Genomic DNA, 18,476 nt, shown 5'->3' with positions numbered 1-18,476 from the left:
TATTTACACGTTTACTCGTGGCATTACCCCTGCGCGAATTTGGCATTCTACCCTCAGTCATTCCGTATTGAAGGTTTGCTACCGTGTCTCAGGATAGCGATGAGGAAAAAACAGAGTCCCCCACGGCCCATCGACTTGAAAAAGCACGAGAAGAAGGGCAAATCCCGCGTTCGCGCGAACTGACGTCTATTTTGATGCTGGTGACCGGCCTGAGTATTTTATGGGCGGGTGGGGAATGGATGGGACGCAAGCTGGGTGCACTGGTCGCGGATGGGTTGGTCTTCAATCATTCCGTAGTCAGTGATACCAGTCAGATGCTGCGTCAGATAAGCGATCTGCTGATGCAGGCGGTGATGGCTATTCTGCCCATGATGTTTGGTCTGGTGGTGATGGCGATTGCAGCACCGATGTTGCTGGGTGGTCTGGTGATCAGCGGTAAAGCCATCAAGTTTGATGTCGGCAAAATGAACCCGATTAAAGGGCTGGGAAAGATGATTTCTGCCCAGTCAGCCGCTGAACTGTTGAAAGCCGTGCTGAAAGCGGTGCTGGTTGGCGTGGTCGCCTGGATATATATCCATAACCACTGGGCGGAGATGCTGCATTTGATCAGCGAATCACCCGTGACAGCCCTGGCGGGCTCGCTGAATATGATTGCCATGTGCAGCATCCTCATCGTGCTGGGGTTGTCGCCGATGGTGGGCTTTGACGTCTTCTTCCAGCTCTACAGCTATTTTAAAAATTTACGCATGTCGCGTCAGGATATTACGGACGAACATAAGCAGCAGGAGGGTGACCCGCATGTTAAAGGGCGTATCCGCCAGCAAATGCGCGCCGCCGCACGCCGCCGCATGATGTCTGATGTTCCGAAGGCTGACGTGATTGTGACCAACCCGACCCATTATGCGGTCGCGTTGCAGTATGACGAGAAAAAAATGAGTGCACCGAAAGTGCTGGCAAAAGGCGCAGGGGAGATTGCCCTGCGTATCCGTGAAATGGGGAAAGAGCACCGCATCCCGATTCTGGAAGCGCCACCGCTGGCACGTGCGCTCTATCGCCACAGTGAAATTGGTCAGCATATTCCCGGGACATTGTACGCAGCGGTTGCTGAAGTGCTGGCCTGGGTCTGGCAACTCCGCCGCTGGAAAGTGGAAGGGGGGCTGATCCCGAAGAGACCTGTTAAATTGCCAGTGCCGGACGCGCTGGACTTTGCTGGAGAACAAAAATCTGATGGCTAATCTGGCCGCTAAACTGCGCTTACCGGGCAACTTGAAAGATACACAGTGGAAAGTCCTTGCCGGACCGATACTGATCTTGCTGATCCTGTCGATGATGGTGCTGCCGTTACCACCGTTTATCCTCGATCTGTTGTTTACCTTTAACATTGCCCTGTCGATTATGGTGCTGTTGGTGGCGATGTTTACCCAGCGCACGCTGGATTTCGCCGCCTTCCCGACCATTCTGCTGTTCTCTACATTACTACGCCTGGCTCTGAACGTGGCCTCGACGCGTGTTATTTTGATGGACGGCCATACCGGTGCGGCTGCTGCGGGTCAGGTTGTTGAAGCCTTTGGCCACTTCCTCGTCGGTGGTAACTTCGCCATCGGTATCGTGGTGTTTGTCATCCTCGTGATTATCAACTTTATGGTTATCACCAAGGGTGCCGGGCGTATTGCGGAAGTGGGCGCGCGCTTTGTTCTCGACGGGATGCCGGGTAAACAGATGGCGATCGATGCCGACCTGAATGCCGGGCTGATTGGTGAAGAGGAAGCGAAGAAACGCCGTTCTGATGTGACCCAGGAAGCCGACTTCTACGGGTCAATGGACGGTGCCAGTAAGTTTGTTCGTGGTGATGCCGTCGCCGGTATCATGATCATGATTATCAACGTGATCGGCGGCCTGCTGGTGGGGATTCTCCAGCACGGTATGGATGCCGGTCATGCAGCCGAAACCTATACGCTGCTCACCATCGGTGACGGTCTGGTTGCTCAGATTCCGGCGCTGGTGATCTCCACCGCGGCGGGTGTGATTGTGACCCGCGTTGGCACCGATCAGGACGTCGGCGAGCAGATGGTTAGCCAACTGTTTAATAACCCGCGCGTGATGATGCTGAGTGCCGGCGTTCTCGGCCTGCTGGGCCTGGTGCCGGGTATGCCAAATCTGGTGTTCCTGCTGTTTACTGCTGCACTGCTGGGCCTGGCCTGGTGGATACGCGGTAAAGAGTTGAAGCCGAAAAGCGCTGCGGCGCCGCAGATGTCCATGACCAAACAGCCGGAAAGTGCGGCCAGCGTCGAAGCCACCTGGGGCGATGTGCAGCTGGAAGATTCACTGGGGATGGAAGTGGGCTATCGCCTGATCCCAATGGTGGACAGCGCACAGGATGGCGAGTTGCTCGGCCGCATCCGCAGTATCCGTAAGAAATTTGCCCAGGAAATGGGCTTCCTGCCGCCAGTGGTACATATTCGTGACAACATGGATCTGACCCCGGCCCGCTACCGTATTCTGATGAAAGGGGTAGAGATTGGCAGTGGTGATGCTTATCCGGGCCGCTGGATGGCGATCAACCCGGGCACGGCAGCGGGTTCGTTGCCAGGTGAAGTGACCGTTGACCCGGCCTTCGGGCTGGAAGCGATCTGGATTGACAGTGCGCTCAAAGAGCAGGCGCAAATCCAGGGCTTCACCGTGGTGGAAGCCAGTACTGTGGTGGCCACCCACCTTAACCATCTGATTGGTCAGTACGCCAGTGAGCTGTTCGGTCGCCAGGAAGCGCAGCAGTTGCTGGATCGCGTGACCCAGGAGATGCCGAAGCTGACCGAAGACCTGATCCCAGGCGTGATTACCTTGACCACCCTGCATAAAGTGTTGCAGAACCTGCTGGCTGAACGTGTTTCTATCCGCGATATGCGGACGATTATTGAGACGCTGGCGGAGCATGCGGCGGTGCAGACCGATCCGCAGGAGCTGACCTCAGTGGTCCGTGTGGCGTTAGGGCGTGCCATTACGCAGCAATGGTTCCCGGGCAATGGCGAAGTGCAGGTTATCGGGCTGGATACCACGCTGGAACGTCTGCTGTTGCAGGCATTGCAGGGCGGTGGCGGTCTGGAGCCGGGTCTGGCTGACCGTCTGCTGGCGCAGGCGCAGACGGCATTGCAGCATCAGGAAGGGTTGGGTGCACCGCCGGTGCTGCTGGTGAACCATCCGCTGCGTGCACTGCTGGCGCGCTTCCTGCGTCGTTCGCTGCCGCAGCTGATGGTGATTTCCAATATGGAACTGACGGACAACCGTAATATTCGTATGACGTCAACAATTGGTGGCCATTGATGAAAGTGATGCTGTGGTTGCTGCTGACGTTGCCCGGCCTGTCGATGGCGGCTGAGGGCGGCTGGCATGCCAGCGCCACAGGTCCGTCACTCTCTAATCGTGGAGTGCAGGCGTCATCACGCCCGCTCACGCCACCAGAACCGGTGACCGGCGTCATGAGTACGGTGGTATGGCGCTATACGCTCACGGCTCCCGCACCCGCCGGGCTGCAGGTTCGTCTGTGTTCAGAAAGTCGTTGCGTGCCTGTGGAAGGGGGCAGCGGCAGTACTCAGGGTCTGACCAATGTGGCCGCCGGAGAGACATTACGCTTTATTTATCAGGTAGAAGGTAAAGGGCGGGTGTTTCCGGTGCTGCATGTTCTGAGTAATGAAGTGATGGTGAATTACCAGTAATCACCAAAACAAAAGGGTCGGGCATGCCCGACCCCTACGAGGATTTATGTCGGGGCCAGGCTCCACCGATCCCCGTAGAGGCGAGGCACGCCTCGCCCGAAAGGTTCACCGGTTTACGTTGGGGTGAGGCACGCCTCGCCCGAAAAGACTTACATCCGCTCTACGGTTTCAATCCCCAGCGTATCCAGACCCTGCTTCAGGGTTTTCGCCGTTAACAGCGCCAGACGCAGACGGCTCTGTTTTGTTGCGTCATCGTCGGCGGTCAGGATAGGGCAGTGTTCGTAGAAGCCTGAGAACAGACCTGCCAGATCGTAAAGATACGCACACATCACGTGTGGCATCCCGTCACGCGCAACCTGAGTAATGGTTTCTTCAAACTGCAACAGGCGGACTGCCAGGGCGGCTTCACGATCTTCAACGATCGCAGTTGCCCCAGAGATACCGTGTTCGTCGATACCCGCTTTACGGAAGACGGACAGCACACGCGTATAGGCATACTGCATATACGGTGCGGTGTTACCTTCAAACGCCAGCATGTTGTCCCAGTCGAAGATGTAGTCGGTGGTACGGCTTTTCGACAGATCGGCGTACTTGACGGCACCGATACCAACGATGTTGGCCAGTGCTTTCAGCTCATCGGCAGGCATATCGGGGTTTTTACCGGCAACCAGTGCTGTCGCACGTTCAATGGCTTCATCCAGCAGATCAGACAGTTTGATGGTGCCACCGGCACGGGTTTTAAACGGCTTACCGTCTTTACCCAGCATCATGCCGAACATGTGGTGCTCCAGTGGCAGGGACGCTGGTACGTAGCCCGCTTTGCGCACGATAGTCCAGGCCTGCATCAGGTGCTGATGCTGACGTGAATCGATGTAATACAGCACGCGGTCCGCTTTCAGCGTCTCGTAGCGATATTTCGCACAGGCAATATCCGTCGTGGTGTAAAGATAGCCGCCATCCTTTTTCTGGATGATCACGCCCATCGGTTCGCCTTCCTTGTTTTTATACTCATCAAGGAACACAACGGTGGCGCCTTCGCTCTCTACCGCCAGACCTTTGGCTTTCAGGTCAGCAACGATGCCTGGCAGCATATCGTTATACAGGCTTTCACCCATCACATCGTCACGCGTCAGGGTGACGTTCATGCGGTCATAAATCAGCTGATTCTGTGCCATGGTGATGTCGACCAGCCGCTTCCACATCTTACGGCAGTATTCGTCACCGCCTTGCAGCTTAACGACATAACTGCGTGCGCGCTCGGCAAAGGCCGGGTCTTCGTCGTAGGTGCGTTTGGCTTCACGGTAGAAAACTTCCAGGTCTGCCAGCGCGATCTCTTCGTGGTTCTCATTCTGCTGCTTCTCAAGGAACGCAATCAGCATACCGAACTGGGTGCCCCAGTCGCCAACGTGGTTGGCACGGATCACATTATGGCCGAGGAACTCCAGCGTACGTACTGCCGCATCCCCGATGATGGTGGAGCGCACGTGACCCACATGCATCTCTTTCGCCACGTTCGGTGCAGAGTAGTCAACTACCACGGTCTGTGGTTCAACGGCGGCCACACCCAGTTTCGGGGCGGCCAGCACGCTGTCGATCTGTGCGGACAGCCATTCAGGTGCCAGGAAGATATTGATAAAGCCCGGCCCGGCGATCTCAACTTTTTTGGCAATCCCCGTGAGATCCAGCTGCTCCAGCACTTTTTCGGCCAGTTGTCGTGGTGGCATACCCAGGCTTTTGGCCACGGCCATCATGCCGTTGGCCTGATAATCACCAAACTGCACTTTTGCCGACTGACGCACCTGAGGCTCGCAATCTGCGGGTGCGCCCACTGCGATCATCGCCTGACTGACTTTTTCTGAGAGAAGGGCCTGAATATTCACCGAGTTACCTTAATTTTTTAAAACCCACACGCAGAGGTGCAGGCCATGGTCTCGACGCCGCGGCATTCCGGGGGACATTCACCCAGGGTGGCAGCGCCTAAAAAAGAAGGGGAAAAGTATACTGCATTTAGGAGCAAGTTATCCAGGAACCTGAGCCCCTGGATAACTTGTGTTTTGCGCGCGGGAAAACAGTGCTGTGAGGCTGTCTTCCACGGAAAGTCAAATTAGCGGCGACGGTGCGGGCGGTGGGGACTTGCCACCGTCGTTTTTCCGTTCCGTACCTTCCAGTGGCGTACAATCGCCAATCCCATCATCGCGATCAGCAGGGCGACAAGTAATAACATAAGCATTTAGCTTTTCCTTGTGTTGATGGTCGGGACAAATCTATAAGAAAGCAGAATAGCCTACAATGCACCCCCGGTGATTTAGGAATTGTCGCATTGTATAAATTTAACTAAACTAAAACATAAAGTTAAAGGCCATTTTCTAAAAAAATCGCTGGTACTGAACCACCAGATGCTGGATGAAATGTTTTCTAAGCGGGCAATTTATATGAATAATTCCGATTAAATGATAAATTTCTATTCCATTATCTGGTCTGTAAAATGAAACGCTTCAGGCGTAATTGATAAGAGTATTTACTGTAAATGAAGGGTTTTGAGATGTTATCCATAAACAATGCAGAAGAATTAAGCGATTTGGCTAATGATTTACCCCGTTTTTTACAATCCCTTTACCAACTGGCACAACGATTAGGTCTTGATCTTGATGTTCTGGAGGTTGACCACATCGCGGTCAGATGTCATCAGAACACCACTGCAGCGCGTTGGAAACAGGGGTTTCTGCGTTGCGGTTCACTGTTTTCGGAAAAAGAGATTGCCGGACGTCCCGTTGCGCTGTTTGAACTGGCCACAGCGCTGGAAGTGGGTCCGTGGAAGATCAGCGTGGTTGAGCTCCCCTGGCCAGGGCAGCGGCTTTATCGCCATGAAGGCTGGGAACATGTCGAAGTGGTTCTGCGCGGCGACGAAGAGACGCTCGGCGCACGTGCTCTGGCGTTGATGGGTGACGAAGGCCTGACACAGCAGGGTATTTCAATTAAAAGCAGTGCGCCAAAAGGGGACGGCGAACGCCTGCCTAATCCAACGCTGGCGGTGACGGACGGGCAGGTGACCATCAAGTTCCATCCGTGGAGCCTGAAAGAGATCGTCGCCAGTGAAGTGGCGCGCTAAACCTAGTGGCCGATAGCCAGCGCCAGCGTCATGCGGCGCAAGGCTTCGTCTAACATCGCACGCTGGCAGCCAAAGTTGAAACGGATAAACTTATCATCACCAAAGTCACGCCCCGGTGAAAAGCCCAGCCCGTGTTTTTCAAAAAACAGGGCCGGGCTGGCAACCTTCAGTTTGCTGGCATCAATCCAGCCCAGATAGCTGCCCTCTGGTGCCACCATGCTCAGTCCCGGTAGCGCATTTACGTGCTGCGTTAGTGCGTCACGGTTGCTGCGCAGGTATTCCACCTGCGCATCCAGCCAGGGTTGTCCGTCCTGCCAGGCGGCCGTCGCGGCGACATAGGACAGGACATCGACATCCGGCACCATGCCTTTGCGTTCCCGGTTAAAACGGTCACGGAGTTCACGATCAGGAATGATCGCCACAGACGCTCCCAGGCCGGCAATGTTGAAGCTTTTCGATGGAGACAGCAGGGTAATGGATCGCTGGGCGGCATCTTCGCTCAGGCTGGCAAACGGGATATGTTCAACGCCCGGCTCCAGCAGCAGGTCGCAGTGAATTTCATCAGAGCACACTATCAGGTCATGTCGCTGGGCAAAGCGCAGCTGTGCTTCCAGTTCCTCACGGCGATAGACGGTACCACCCGGATTCTGCGGGTTACACAGCAGCAGCAGTTTTTCGTTGCCCTTAAGCTCAGGCTCCAGAGCATCCAGATCCAGCACCCAGCGCTGGTCCTGAAGCTGTAACGGGGCGCTGACCTGCGTGCGTCCGGCCAGCTTTGCTGCCAGGCGGAAAGGAGGATAAATCGGTATTGGCGCAATGGTGCCCTGATGCGCCTCGGTAAAAGCACGTACGCACAGATTAAGCCCGGTAACGACACCCGGTAAAAAAACCAGCCACTCGGGTTGAATTTTCCAGCCGAAACGTGAGTTCATGCGCTCAATGACCACCTCAATAAAGGCCTGCGGTGGAACGCCATAACCGAAGATGCCATGTGAGATGCGAGTCTGCAATGCTTCAGTAATACAATCAGCTACGCGAAAATCCGTGTCTGCGATCCACAACGGAAGGATATCCCGATCACCATATTTTTGCCATTTCAAGCTATCGCTGTGACGGCGGTCTATCCGTTGGTCAAAATTGAATGCCATGCTGATGATTCCCGTTAAGATAAATACCAGTAATGCCGATCAGACTAATCATCGGCATGAAAATAAACAACCAGACAGCAGTGATAACCGGAGGATGGGATGCGAAAACTGGAAATATGCTGCTACGGAGTGGAATGTGCCGTGACGGCAGAACGAGCGGGAGCCGATCGTGTGGAGTTATGTGCTGCGCCAACGGAAGGGGGATTAACACCATCGGCGGGGACATTGATGTCAGCTCGTCGTCGTGTCGCGATCCCGGTCCATCCGATTGTGCGTCCCAGGGGGGGAGATTTTTGTTACAGCGATATCGAATTTGAGCAGATGAAGTCAGATATTGCGTTTATCCGGGAGCAGGGGTTTCCGGGGCTGGTGATCGGGTTGCTGGATGTGGACGGGCATATTGATCTGCCGCGCATGCGCTACGTCATGCAGCTGTGCCAGGGGATGGAAGTGACTTTTCATCGCGCCTTCGATTTGTGCCACAGCCCGGTAATAGCACTCAAGCAACTCACCGATTTAGGCGTGGCGCGCATTCTTACTTCCGGTCAGCAGCAGAGCGCAGAAAGCGGTTTACCCCTGTTAAGAGAGCTGACCCGCATGGCGAAGGGGCTAAAAGTGATGGCAGGCGCGGGTGTGCGCCTGAGCAATGTGCAAAAGTTTATTGATGCTGGCCTGCTTGAGTTGCACAGCTCTGCCAGCCAGCGTATCGCTTCATCAATGCGCTACCGTAAAGCCGGTGTTTCTATGTGTTCCGATGCAGAAAATGACGAATTTACCCGCACCTGCGTTGATGGTGATGTGGTGGCCGCAATGAAAAGCGTGATGTCCCTCGGCGCGCCGCTTCACGTTGCCTAGACCCGTTGCCGCCTGACGGGTAACGTGCCGATTTTGCCGCGCAGCACGCCGTTCTCTGACGTGATGTTTGCAAGTACCAGACCCCAGCGCCTTTTGTTGGGGTTTTTTTTGCTCCAGGTGCGGGTTTGTAATGCGTGTTGTACCCAAAAAAAACTACACTGAGTCATCGCCTTAATCTGCCATAAGAGCTGTGATGAAGATTCCGTTTACGGGTTGTACGCTGATGATGACGCTGGCCTTTTTGCTCACCCCGGCTGCGCAGGCGGCAAAAGACTGTGCGCCGGGCTTTCAGCAGGTGGCCAGCAATAACAGCATTGTGATGCTGGGGGGAATGGCCAGAGGCCCGATTAAACAGTTTGTTCTCGGCGAATTTGGTAAGGACGTTAATCAGCAAAAACGCATGATTGGCGAGTTTGATCGCTGCGGAACGCTGAAACGTGCCGATTTGCGCTTCGATAAACAGGAAGGCAAGCTCCAGATCTCACTGGTGCAGAGTATTGAACATGTCAGGGATGGCTGGCTTTCAAGCTATGAAATGACCGTGGCTGAATTAGGTCGTGGCCAGCCGGTGGTGATCAATGAGAAACGAGGCACCACACATTATCAGAAGGGAAGCCGCGGTAATATCATCAGCTCATCGGATACCTTTGTCCTGAATGGTGAAAAAGGCTTCACGGAAACCACCCACCATTTTGATCGTCAGTCGCGGCTGATTAGCAGCGTGGCGCGGGGGTCGGATAGCAACAGTAACGGTAAATTCACCTACCGCTGGAACAAACAGAACCTGCTGGTGGCCTCAGACTCTGAGCGATAAAAAATGACGCTGGAATACGACCGGGATCAGCGTGAGCTACGTCTGAGCAGCCGCTCGGATAACGCGATGAGCAGCATGACGACGCTGGAGGAGTGCCAGCTGTGGGATGAGCAGGGGAACTGTACGTTGAGTTATACGCGTGAAATGGACGTGTTTCCCACCGGGATTATCCGGCGCAATATTACGGCGGCTTACCGCTACGAATATTGGGAATAAACAGCGACAGAAAGTAAAAGGCCGATCGCCCGGATCGGCCTACATCATACAATGGTTATTTCACTGACAGACTAAAGGCATCTACGGCCAGAATGGCGTTCGCCACATCCTCTGCGCTCAGGCCCGGGTTCAGGTTTTTCAACGTGTCCCCTTCGTTGTTGGCCAGCGCGCCAATTTTAACCAGATCCTCCCAACTCACCTTGTCCAGATGCAACTCTTTCAGCGTGGTCGGCATCTTGATGGCGCGGTAGAAACGCACGTAGCGTGCGATCTCCTCATCAGGCCGCTGCTCCAGTACCATCTGGGTCAGGGTTCCATAAGCCACTTTTTCACCGTGCGTCAGATGATGAATATCGCCCTCAATCGCGGTAAAACCGTTGTGAATAGCGTGGGCACCGGCCAGACCGGCGTTTTCGAACCCCAGCCCTGAAAGCAGCGTATTGGCTTCCACCACGGCTTCCACCGCTGGCGTCACCAGCTGTTTTTCCACGGCCTGATAGGCACTCAGCCCCCAGGTAAGGAGTGTTTTTTCACAGGCTTCGGCAATCGCCATCCCGGCAATGGTTGGGTCACCGTTGACCATCGATTTGCTGTGTGAACGTTTCACCGCCTGCGCTTCAACATAGGTCGCCAGGCCATCCGCAATACCGGAGGCAAACAGACGCACCGGCGCACGCACGCAGACCTGCGTATCCACCAGCACCAGATCCGGGTTTTTACTGTAGAAACGGTAGCTTTCGAACACGCCGGTATCAGAGTAAATCACTGATAGCGCGCTGCAGGGGGCATCGGTAGAGGCGATAGTGGGCACGACGGCAACGGGGTGTTTCAACTCATCGGCAACCGCTTTTACCGTGTCCAGGGTTTTACCGCCACCGAGGCCGACCACAATACTTGTTCCGTTGGCTTTCGCCAGTTTAGCCAGGCGGGTGATCTCATTGCTGGAGGCTTCACCGTTAAACTCTTCGTAGTGGAATTCGACCTTGTTCGCGATCAGGGAGGCTTTAACGTCTTTTCCGATCAGCCCCCAGACAATCTTGTCAGCAACGAGGAACGCATTGCTGCCCAGTTCGGCCAGATGCTCGCCCAGGTGGGCTAGCTGACCCGCGCCCTGAATGTATTTCCGTGGTGATGAAAAAACAAATTTACTCATACCAGATACTCCTTTCAGGTGAATTTAACGCACAACGGATCCCACACTAACCCGTAAGTATTAGGCTATTTGATCAAAAAGAGTGATTTAAGAAGAATTATCATTCTCAATGACAGAGATCAGGATTTTGTTCCGCACGTTAAGCGCAGGAAGGCGCTGGGGAATAACACAGGGGGAATACAGGGCCAGCCGGCGGCCAACCCTGTTCGACTTATGGCTTGGTCGCCACCAGCACGGCACGCAGGGGGGCAGGATAGCCTTCGACCGTTTTCGTCGGATCGTTCGGGTCGAGGAACTCGGCCAGGGACTCGCTGGTCATCCAGCTGGTACGACGCTGTTCATCCGTGCTGGTGACCGAGTAATCAGCAATACGGACGTCAACAAATCCACACTTCTCCAGCCAGTTTTTCAGCGCCCCGGTTGACGGGATGAAGTAAACGTTACGCATCTGCGCATAGCGTTCACCCGGCACCAGCACCTGCAGGTCATCACCTTCGACCACCAGGGTTTCCAGCACCAGTTCGCCGCCGCTGACCAGCTGATTTTTCAACTGGAAAAGGTGGTCGAGCGGGGAGCGGCGATGATACAGCACGCCCATTGAAAATACGGTGTTGAACGCCTTCAGCTCAGGCAGTTGCTCGATGCCCAGCGGCAGCAGGTGCGCACGCTGATCGTTGCCCAGCAGTTTACGCACGGCTTCAAACTGGCAGAGGAACAGTTGCATCGGGTCGATGCCGACCACGAGGTTGGCACCCGCGCCCAGCATGCGCCACATGTGGTAGCCGCTGCCACAACCGACATCCAGCACCGTACGTCCGGCCAGTGAGGAGATATGCGGCAGCACTCGCTCCCACTTCCAGTCAGAACGCCATTCTGTATCGATAGTCACGCCGTACAGTGAGAACGGCCCTTTACGCCATGGCATCAGATTACGCAGCAGTTTTTCAATGCCGTCACGCTGGCGTGCGGAAAGATGGCTGCTATCGGCGGTGACGCTGTGCAGTAAATCCAGCGTTTCCGGGGTCAGTGCGGGCAGGTGTTCAACGGAACGGTCCCAGTTTTTAAAGTGACCGTGCAGTGACTCGCGTTGCCAGGCCGCGATCTGCGCAGGCAGGGTTTCCAGCCAGTGAGACAGCGGGCTTTTGGCAATCAGTTGATAAAAATTTCCGAAATCCATCAGGGATGACCTGCTTTTAAGGCCACCAGAGAGCCAAAGTTAAAACACTGGAACCACAGTTCTGCATGCTGGAAACCGGCATTGTGCAGACGCTGTTTATGGGTTTCCACGCTGTCGGTCAGCATGACATTTTCCAGCATGCTGCGCTTCTGGCTGATCTCCAGTTCGCTGTAACCGTTCGCACGTTTAAAGTCGTGATGCATGTTGAACAGTAGTTCACCCACGTCAGAGTCAGCAAAGCTGAACTTTTCAGACAGCACCAGCGCACCGCCGGGTTTCAGTCCCTGATAAATAGTATTCAGCAACTGCTGACGCTCTTCCGGTGCCAGAAACTGTAACGTGAAGTTCAGTACCACCAGGGAGGCATTCTCAATCGGGATCTGGCGGATGTCCGCTTCAATCACCTCAACCGGCGTATCGGCACGGAAGGCGTCAATGTGGCGGCGGCAGCGCTCAACCATGGCGGGTGAGTTATCAACGGCAATAATCTTGCAACCAGCGGCAGTAATATTGCGGCGCACTGACAGCGTGGCCGCGCCCAGCGAACAGCCGAGATCGTAGACCCGGGAGTCGGGCTGGACAAAGCGCTCGGCTAACATGCCAATCATGGAAATAATGTTGGAATAGCCGGGCACAGAACGCTGAATCATGTCGGGGAAGACTTCAGCCACGCGCTCATCAAACGTCCAGTCGCCCAGCTTGGCAATTGGCGCGGAGAACAGCGTATCGCGGTTAGACATAGTGGTAAGTCCGGGGAAGCTAACGGAAAGGGCATATTCTGGCAGAAAGCGCGGCGGGCTGCACCTTTTCTGCCAGCTGAGGGTCAGGAAGTGCCGAGAACCAGGTCCCAGGGCAGGAACAGCAGATTGACAACGACCATGCCGAAGAGCGAAAGCAGCGTCAGGATCATGCCGTTACGGCGCCACAGCACGGTGCGGCTGCGTAAACCATACGCATGCATCAGACGGCCGAAGAAGAAAAACAGCCCGAGCAGATGCAACATCCAGATATCAGCACCGTTCATCTCCATCATCACCAGCAGAAAGAGTGCGATGGGGATATTTTCGACCGCATTACCGTGGATGCGAATGGCCAGCTGTAAATCAGACACCCCACCATCACCGATCGAGACCCGGTACTGACGGCGTAAGCGCACCACGTCGAGTAAAAACTTAAGGATAAAAAGCGTACCAAGGACCACGTAAAGCGCACTGACCATGACTCACTCCATGATGTAATCATTATCTTATTGAGTAGGGTATCGAACAATGCTGGCACTGTCGCCAGGCAGCAGCATAAACCGGTTCAGAATAACGTCTCCTGCTGCGGCCATTCAGGGGCATCACCGATATGCGGGAGCACCTGCTGTAATCCGGGCCACAGCGCACGCACCAAATCAGGCGCAAAACCCACATCCGGGGTATGTATAAACAGCCACGGCTGGGCCGTTTCGCACCACTGCGGTAACCGGTCCCGCCAGGCGTTGAACCAGCGCAGGTTAGCCTCGACGTTGTCGCCGCCGATAAAACGGATCATCGGGGCGTCTGCGGTCATCACCGCATGGACCGGGAGTTTAGGTTTCTTGCGTTGCGCTTCAATAATCGCTGCCGTTGAAGGATGGGCACTGTGCACGCCGCGGGTATCCAGAATCACCCGGTTGACGCAGCGCTGATGCAGTCCGCGATTCAGCGCCTGCTCGGCCTCACCTTTGGCAAAAAACTCAGGATGCCGCACTTCCACACCGTAACGGAATTCAGCGGGCAGGCTATCAAGAAACTGCCAGAGAGCAGGCAGGTCAGCCGGCGAAAAAGCCGCGGGAAGCTGTAACCAGAACTGCCCGATACGATCGGCCAGCGGAGCGAGCAGATCGAAAAACTCTGCACTGAGATCGCCGCACTGGCGCAGCGCGGCCTGATGGCTGATGGTCGCCGGAAATTTAAAACAGAAACGGAAGTCATCGTGCGTCATTGTCCGCCAGCGCTGTACCACTTCCGGACGTGGCAGCGCATATAGCGTGGTATTGCCTTCGACACAGTTAAAGTGACGGGCATAATCTTCCAGGGTGGTCATCCCCAGTTTTTTCCATTGCGGGTGCTGCCACTGTGGCAGGCCAAGATACAACGGCTTCATCGTTTATCCACATTCAGTCAGTTGCGGGCGACTTTACCGTGTGGAGACAGGGGAGTGCAAGGCAGGCAGTGAGGAGAAAGACCGGTTCCCTCCGGTCATGCGCAGGTTAAGACAGCGCGACGATGACGTCATCTGACTGACGCACGCGGGCAATACGCGGGAAGATCCACTCGACGCTGGCCTGATGCTGCTCAGTGCTGGCGGTGCTACAGATATCTTCGGCAATCACCAGATTGAAACCCAGCTCCCAGGCGTTACGTGCGGTGGACTCAACGCCAATGTTGGTGGCGATGCCGCCCAGCACGAGGGTGTCAATGCCACGACGGCGCAGTTGCAGTTCCAGATCGGTACCGTGGAATGCCCCCCACTGGCGTTTGATGACGTGCAGATCGCTCTCCTGAACACCCAGCGTGTCAGGGTATACCCACCAGTTATCCGGCAGTGCGCCTCCGGCGTGGGCGGCATCAACAGGCTGTTTTGGTGCATCGGCAAAATCCGCTGACCAGCCTACACGTACCAGCACGACCGGTGCGTTGTGTGCACGAAAGTGGTCGGCCAGTTTCGCGGCACGTGCCACGACATCACTGGCCGCGTGTGGTGCCTTGCCAAAAGGCAGAATGCCTTCCTGTAAGTCGATCAGCACCAGTGCGGTGGTCTGGGGATTGAGGTTGAGCATGCGTTTCTCCGGGGTAAGGGGGAAAACCATTGAGAATACAAAGGAACAGATAAACGAGGCGACGAAAATAATGTCGGTAAAGCGCTGAGATTTGTTAGCGGTTATGTCGTGGTGATGATGTTTTGTTAACCACAGCGTCCGGTGGCAGCACATCGCAGCGTTTTTCTGCCACTTTCCCCTGATGACAGCACTTATCCTGTGAGCCATTTTCCATTATAATGGCAGCCATTTTTCGCGGCAGCAGCGCTCCTCAGAGCAGGATAGTGATCATAAAGCTGCGGCAGCAGCGCTGAAGTTAAAAGGATATCGTTATGCGTACTGAGTATTGTGGGCAGATCAATCTGTCTCATGTAGGCCAGCAAGTGACACTGTGCGGTTGGGTTAATCGCCGTCGCGATCTGGGCAGCCTGATCTTTATAGATATGCGTGACCGTGAAGGCATCGTGCAGGTGTTCTTCGATCCGGACCGTCAGGCGGCTTTCGATCTGGCGTCTGAACTGCGTAACGAGTTCTGCATCCAGATCACCGGCACCGTGCGTCCGCGTGATGAGAAGAACAAAAATAAAGATATGGCCACCGGTGAGATCGAAGTGTTCGCCACCGACCTGACCATCATCAACCGCTCAGAGCCGCTGCCGTTAGACTCCAATATGGCGAACAGCGAAGAAGCGCGTCTGAAGTATCGCTACCTTGACCTGCGTCGCCCGGATATGGCGAACCGCCTGAAAGCCCGTGCGAAAATCACCAGCTTTGTGCGCCGCTTTATGGATGAGCACGGTTTCCTCGATATCGAAACCCCGATGCTGACCAAAGCCACGCCGGAAGGTGCCCGTGACTATCTGGTGCCAAGCCGCGTGCATAAAGGCAAATTCTACGCCTTGCCACAGTCGCCACAGCTGTTCAAACAGCTGCTGATGATGTCCGGTTTTGACCGTTACTATCAGATCGTCAAATGCTTCCGCGACGAGGATCTGCGTGCTGACCGTCAGCCTGAATTTACCCAGATCGACGTAGAAACCTCGTTCATGACCGCCGCTCAGGTGCGTGAAATCATGGAACGTCTGGTGCGCAATCTGTGGGTTGATGTGAAGTCTGTTGAACTGGGTGACTTCCCGACCATGACCTTCGCCGAAGCGATGCGTCGTTTTGGTTCCGATAAGCCAGACCTGCGTAACCCAATGGAGCTGGTTGACGTCGCAGACCTGGTGAAAAACGTTGAGTTCAACGTCTTTGCTGGCCCGGCTAACGATGCCAAAGGCCGTGTTGCGACACTGCGTGTGCCGGGTGGCGCGACGCTGAGCCGTAAGCAGATTGACGACTACGGCAAATTTATCGAAATCTACGGCGCGAAGGGCCTGGCTTACATCAAGGTCAACGAGCGTGCTAAAGGCCTGGAAGGGATCACCAGCCCGGTAGCGAAATTCCTTAATGCAGAAATCGTTGAAGAGATTCTGGCGCGTAACGGCGCGGCCGATGGCGATATGATCTTCTTCGGTGCGGGCAGCGCGAAAGTGGTGGCCGATGCCCTGGGTGCACTGCGCCTGAAACTGGGTCGTGACCTTAAGATCACCAACGAGGCCTCCTGGGCGCCGCTGTGGGTGGTGGACTTCCCGATGTTTGAAGACGATGGCGAAGGCGGTCTGACCGCGATGCACCATCCGTTTACCGCGCCGAAAGAGATGACGCCGGAAGAACTGAAGAACGCACCGGAAACCGCGATTGCTAACGCCTACGATATGGTCATCAATGGCTATGAAGTGGGTGGCGGCTCCGTGCGTATTCATAACGGTCAGATGCAGCAGACGGTGTTCGGCATTCTGGGTATTGAAGAACACGAACAGCGTGAGAAGTTTGGCTTCCTGCTGGACGCGCTGAAATACGGTACGCCACCGCACGCGGGTCTGGCCTTTGGTCTTGATCGCCTGGTGATGCTGCTGACCGGCACGGATAACATTCGTGACGTGATTGCCTTCCCGAAAACCACCGCTGCGGCCTGTCTGATGACCGAAGCGCCAAACTTTGCTAACCCGGCTTCACTGGCCGAGTTGGGCATTGAAGTGGTCAAGAAAGTGAAAGATCAGCCGTCAGAGAATAACTGATGGCGTATAAGCATCCGGTGTCGGTTCTGGTGGTGATTTATGCCCAGGATACCCGGCGGGTGCTGATGTTGCAGCGACGCGATGATGTGGATTTCTGGCAGTCGGTGACCGGCAGCCAGGAGCCGGGCGAAAGCCTGGCGCAGACCGCGCAGCGGGAAGTGATGGAAGAGATTGGCATTGATATAAACGCCGGGCAGCTCACATTAGTGGACTGCCAGCGTCATATAGAATTCGAAATCTTTACGCACTTTCTTCATCGTTACGCACCGGGCACCACCCATAATCGGGAACACTGGTTTAGCCTCATGCTCCCTGCGGAGTGCAGCATCACATTGAGCGAGCATCTGGCTTTTCAGTGGCTGGATGCCCCGGCCGCCGCCGCGCTCACTAAGTCCTGGAGTAACCGCCAGGCAATTGAAGAATTCGTACTGTAATTTTGTTTAATTTTTATCTTTTGAACTTAGCTTGATGTCCAGGCGTTATCGGCGCAGATAGTTTGCGCACGGCCAGCGCGGAGCAACCGCAGCATACTTATGTATGTGAGGATTGCGAGCACTGCCCGGGTGCAAAATAGCAAGCAAGATAGCCTGTGCAATAGGCAATCTGGAGACTCAGTGTAAATGGCGGGACATAGTAAATGGGCGAATACCAAGCACCGCAAGGCTGCTCAGGATTCCAAACGCGGTAAAATCTTCACCAAAATCATTCGTGAGCTGGTGACTGCTGCCAAACTGGGCGGCGGTGATGCTAACTCCAACCCGCGTCTGCGCGCGGCGATGGACAAAGCACTGTCAAACAACATGACCCGTGACACCATGAACCGTGCGATTGCACGCGGCGTGGGCGGTGATGATGACAGCAATATGGAAACCATCATTTATGAAGGTTACGGCCCAGGCGGCACCGCTGTGATGGTGGAGTGCCTGAGTGATAACCGTAATCGCACCGTGTCAGAAGTGCGTCATGCCTTCACCAAAACCGGCGGTAACCTTGGGACGGATGGTTCTGTGGCCTACCTGTTCACCAAAAAAGGCGTGATCACCTTCGCACCGGGCCTGGAAGAAGACCAGGTGATGGATGCGGCGCTGGAAGCCGGTGCTGACGATGTGATGACCTGGGACGATGGCACCATCGACGTGTTCACCGCATGGGAAAACCTGGGTGCCGTTAAAGACGCGCTGGACGCGGCGGGTCTGAAGGCAGAAAGTGCCGAGGTCACCATGATCCCCTCGACCAAAGCCGATATGGATGTGGAGACCGCACCAAAACTGCTGCGTCTGATCGATATGCTGGAAGACTGCGACGACGTGCAGGAGGTTTACCATAACGGTGAAATTTCTGACGAGGTGGCGGAAACCCTGTGACACTCCGTCCATCACATCGGGTGAG

At 55.2% G+C, this 18,476-nt stretch carries 18 protein-coding genes; 10 read left to right on the top strand and 8 right to left on the bottom strand.

Annotated features, from left to right (window positions below; genetic code table 11):
• Positions 1-83: 83 nt before the first annotated feature.
• Genes flhB through flhE form a run of 3 tightly spaced genes read left to right on the top strand, consistent with a single transcriptional unit; the run spans position 84 to position 3,710 of the window.
• Entirely contained in the window at positions 84-1,235 is a 1,152-nt protein-coding gene (gene flhB / locus WH279_RS17950; RefSeq protein ID WP_200642373.1) for a flagellar biosynthesis protein FlhB, read from the top strand.
• Entirely contained in the window at positions 1,228-3,318 is a 2,091-nt protein-coding gene (flhA, locus tag WH279_RS17945; RefSeq protein WP_200642374.1) for a flagellar biosynthesis protein FlhA, read from the top strand. The genes flhB and flhA overlap by 8 nt, the downstream gene beginning before the upstream one ends.
• Complete coding sequence (flhE, locus tag WH279_RS17940) at positions 3,318-3,710, top strand: flagellar protein FlhE (RefSeq protein WP_339457907.1); 393 nt, start codon at positions 3,318-3,320, stop codon at positions 3,708-3,710. Before flhA ends, flhE begins: the two co-directional genes overlap by 1 nt.
• Before the next feature lie 149 nt (positions 3,711-3,859).
• Here flhE and argS read toward each other — a convergent pair whose 3' ends face one another.
• Positions 3,860-5,590: an arginine--tRNA ligase gene (argS, locus tag WH279_RS17935; RefSeq protein ID WP_339457906.1), complete on the bottom strand. Its 1,731-nt coding sequence runs from the start codon at positions 5,588-5,590 to the stop codon at positions 3,860-3,862.
• Positions 5,591-6,252: 662 nt separating this feature from the next.
• On the opposite strand from argS, the gene WH279_RS17930 reads away from it, so the two are divergent.
• The gene (locus WH279_RS17930; RefSeq protein WP_339457905.1) at positions 6,253-6,819 is read left to right on the top strand and encodes a VOC family protein; all 567 of its coding nucleotides are present in this window, start codon (positions 6,253-6,255) and stop codon (positions 6,817-6,819) included.
• Between the two features lie 2 nt (positions 6,820-6,821).
• Here WH279_RS17930 and WH279_RS17925 read toward each other — a convergent pair whose 3' ends face one another.
• A complete protein-coding gene (locus tag WH279_RS17925; protein WP_339457904.1) occupies positions 6,822-7,967 on the bottom strand; it encodes a MalY/PatB family protein in 1,146 nt (381 codons plus the stop codon).
• A gap of 99 nt (positions 7,968-8,066) precedes the next feature.
• Between WH279_RS17925 and cutC the strand changes: the two genes are divergently transcribed.
• The 3 genes from cutC to WH279_RS17910 all read left to right on the top strand — a co-directional run bounded on the left by cutC (position 8,067) and on the right by WH279_RS17910 (position 9,852).
• Positions 8,067-8,822, top strand: a complete 756-nt coding sequence (gene cutC, locus WH279_RS17920; protein ID WP_200642379.1) for a copper homeostasis protein CutC — start codon at positions 8,067-8,069, stop codon at positions 8,820-8,822.
• 193 nt (positions 8,823-9,015) lie between these two features.
• Positions 9,016-9,636 carry a hypothetical protein gene (locus WH279_RS17915; protein ID WP_339457903.1) on the top strand — a complete coding sequence of 207 codons (621 nt, stop codon included), beginning with the start codon at positions 9,016-9,018 and terminating at the stop codon, positions 9,634-9,636.
• A gap of 3 nt (positions 9,637-9,639) precedes the next feature.
• Positions 9,640-9,852, top strand: a complete 213-nt coding sequence (locus WH279_RS17910; protein WP_339457902.1) for a hypothetical protein — start codon at positions 9,640-9,642, stop codon at positions 9,850-9,852.
• 55 nt (positions 9,853-9,907) lie between these two features.
• Here WH279_RS17910 and WH279_RS17905 read toward each other — a convergent pair whose 3' ends face one another.
• The 6 genes from WH279_RS17905 to WH279_RS17880 form a co-directional block, all read right to left on the bottom strand.
• Entirely contained in the window at positions 9,908-11,005 is a 1,098-nt protein-coding gene (locus tag WH279_RS17905; RefSeq protein ID WP_339457901.1) for a glycerol dehydrogenase, read from the bottom strand.
• 211 nt (positions 11,006-11,216) lie between these two features.
• Positions 11,217-12,185: a tRNA 5-methoxyuridine(34)/uridine 5-oxyacetic acid(34) synthase CmoB gene (gene cmoB, locus WH279_RS17900; protein WP_339458768.1), complete on the bottom strand. Its 969-nt coding sequence runs from the start codon at positions 12,183-12,185 to the stop codon at positions 11,217-11,219.
• Entirely contained in the window at positions 12,182-12,922 is a 741-nt protein-coding gene (gene cmoA / locus WH279_RS17895; protein ID WP_133841776.1) for a carboxy-S-adenosyl-L-methionine synthase CmoA, read from the bottom strand. Before cmoA ends, cmoB begins: the two co-directional genes overlap by 4 nt.
• Before the next feature lie 83 nt (positions 12,923-13,005).
• Positions 13,006-13,401, bottom strand: coding sequence for an MAPEG family protein (locus WH279_RS17890; protein WP_200642381.1), 396 nt, complete (start codon positions 13,399-13,401; stop codon positions 13,006-13,008).
• An 86-nt stretch (positions 13,402-13,487) separates the two neighbouring features.
• Positions 13,488-14,312: a DUF72 domain-containing protein gene (locus WH279_RS17885; RefSeq protein WP_339457900.1), complete on the bottom strand. Its 825-nt coding sequence runs from the start codon at positions 14,310-14,312 to the stop codon at positions 13,488-13,490.
• A 106-nt stretch (positions 14,313-14,418) separates the two neighbouring features.
• The gene (locus WH279_RS17880) at positions 14,419-14,988 is read right to left on the bottom strand and encodes a hydrolase (protein WP_200642383.1); all 570 of its coding nucleotides are present in this window, start codon (positions 14,986-14,988) and stop codon (positions 14,419-14,421) included.
• Between the two features lie 311 nt (positions 14,989-15,299).
• On the opposite strand from WH279_RS17880, the gene aspS reads away from it, so the two are divergent.
• From aspS to WH279_RS17865, 3 genes are all read left to right on the top strand, one after another.
• Positions 15,300-17,087 carry an aspartate--tRNA ligase gene (gene aspS, locus WH279_RS17875; protein WP_200642384.1) on the top strand — a complete coding sequence of 596 codons (1,788 nt, stop codon included), beginning with the start codon at positions 15,300-15,302 and terminating at the stop codon, positions 17,085-17,087.
• The gene (gene nudB / locus WH279_RS17870; protein ID WP_133841781.1) at positions 17,087-17,521 is read left to right on the top strand and encodes a dihydroneopterin triphosphate diphosphatase; all 435 of its coding nucleotides are present in this window, start codon (positions 17,087-17,089) and stop codon (positions 17,519-17,521) included. The genes aspS and nudB overlap by 1 nt, the downstream gene beginning before the upstream one ends.
• Before the next feature lie 186 nt (positions 17,522-17,707).
• The gene (locus tag WH279_RS17865; RefSeq protein WP_200642385.1) at positions 17,708-18,451 is read left to right on the top strand and encodes a YebC/PmpR family DNA-binding transcriptional regulator; all 744 of its coding nucleotides are present in this window, start codon (positions 17,708-17,710) and stop codon (positions 18,449-18,451) included.
• Positions 18,452-18,476 lie beyond the last annotated feature (25 nt).

This window comes from Erwinia sp. MYb375, assembly GCF_037479175.1.
Classification (GTDB): domain Bacteria; phylum Pseudomonadota; class Gammaproteobacteria; order Enterobacterales; family Enterobacteriaceae; genus Erwinia; species Erwinia rhapontici.
The sequence above is the reverse complement of the archived record's forward strand: the minus strand, read 5'-3'. Positions and strand labels throughout refer to the sequence as shown.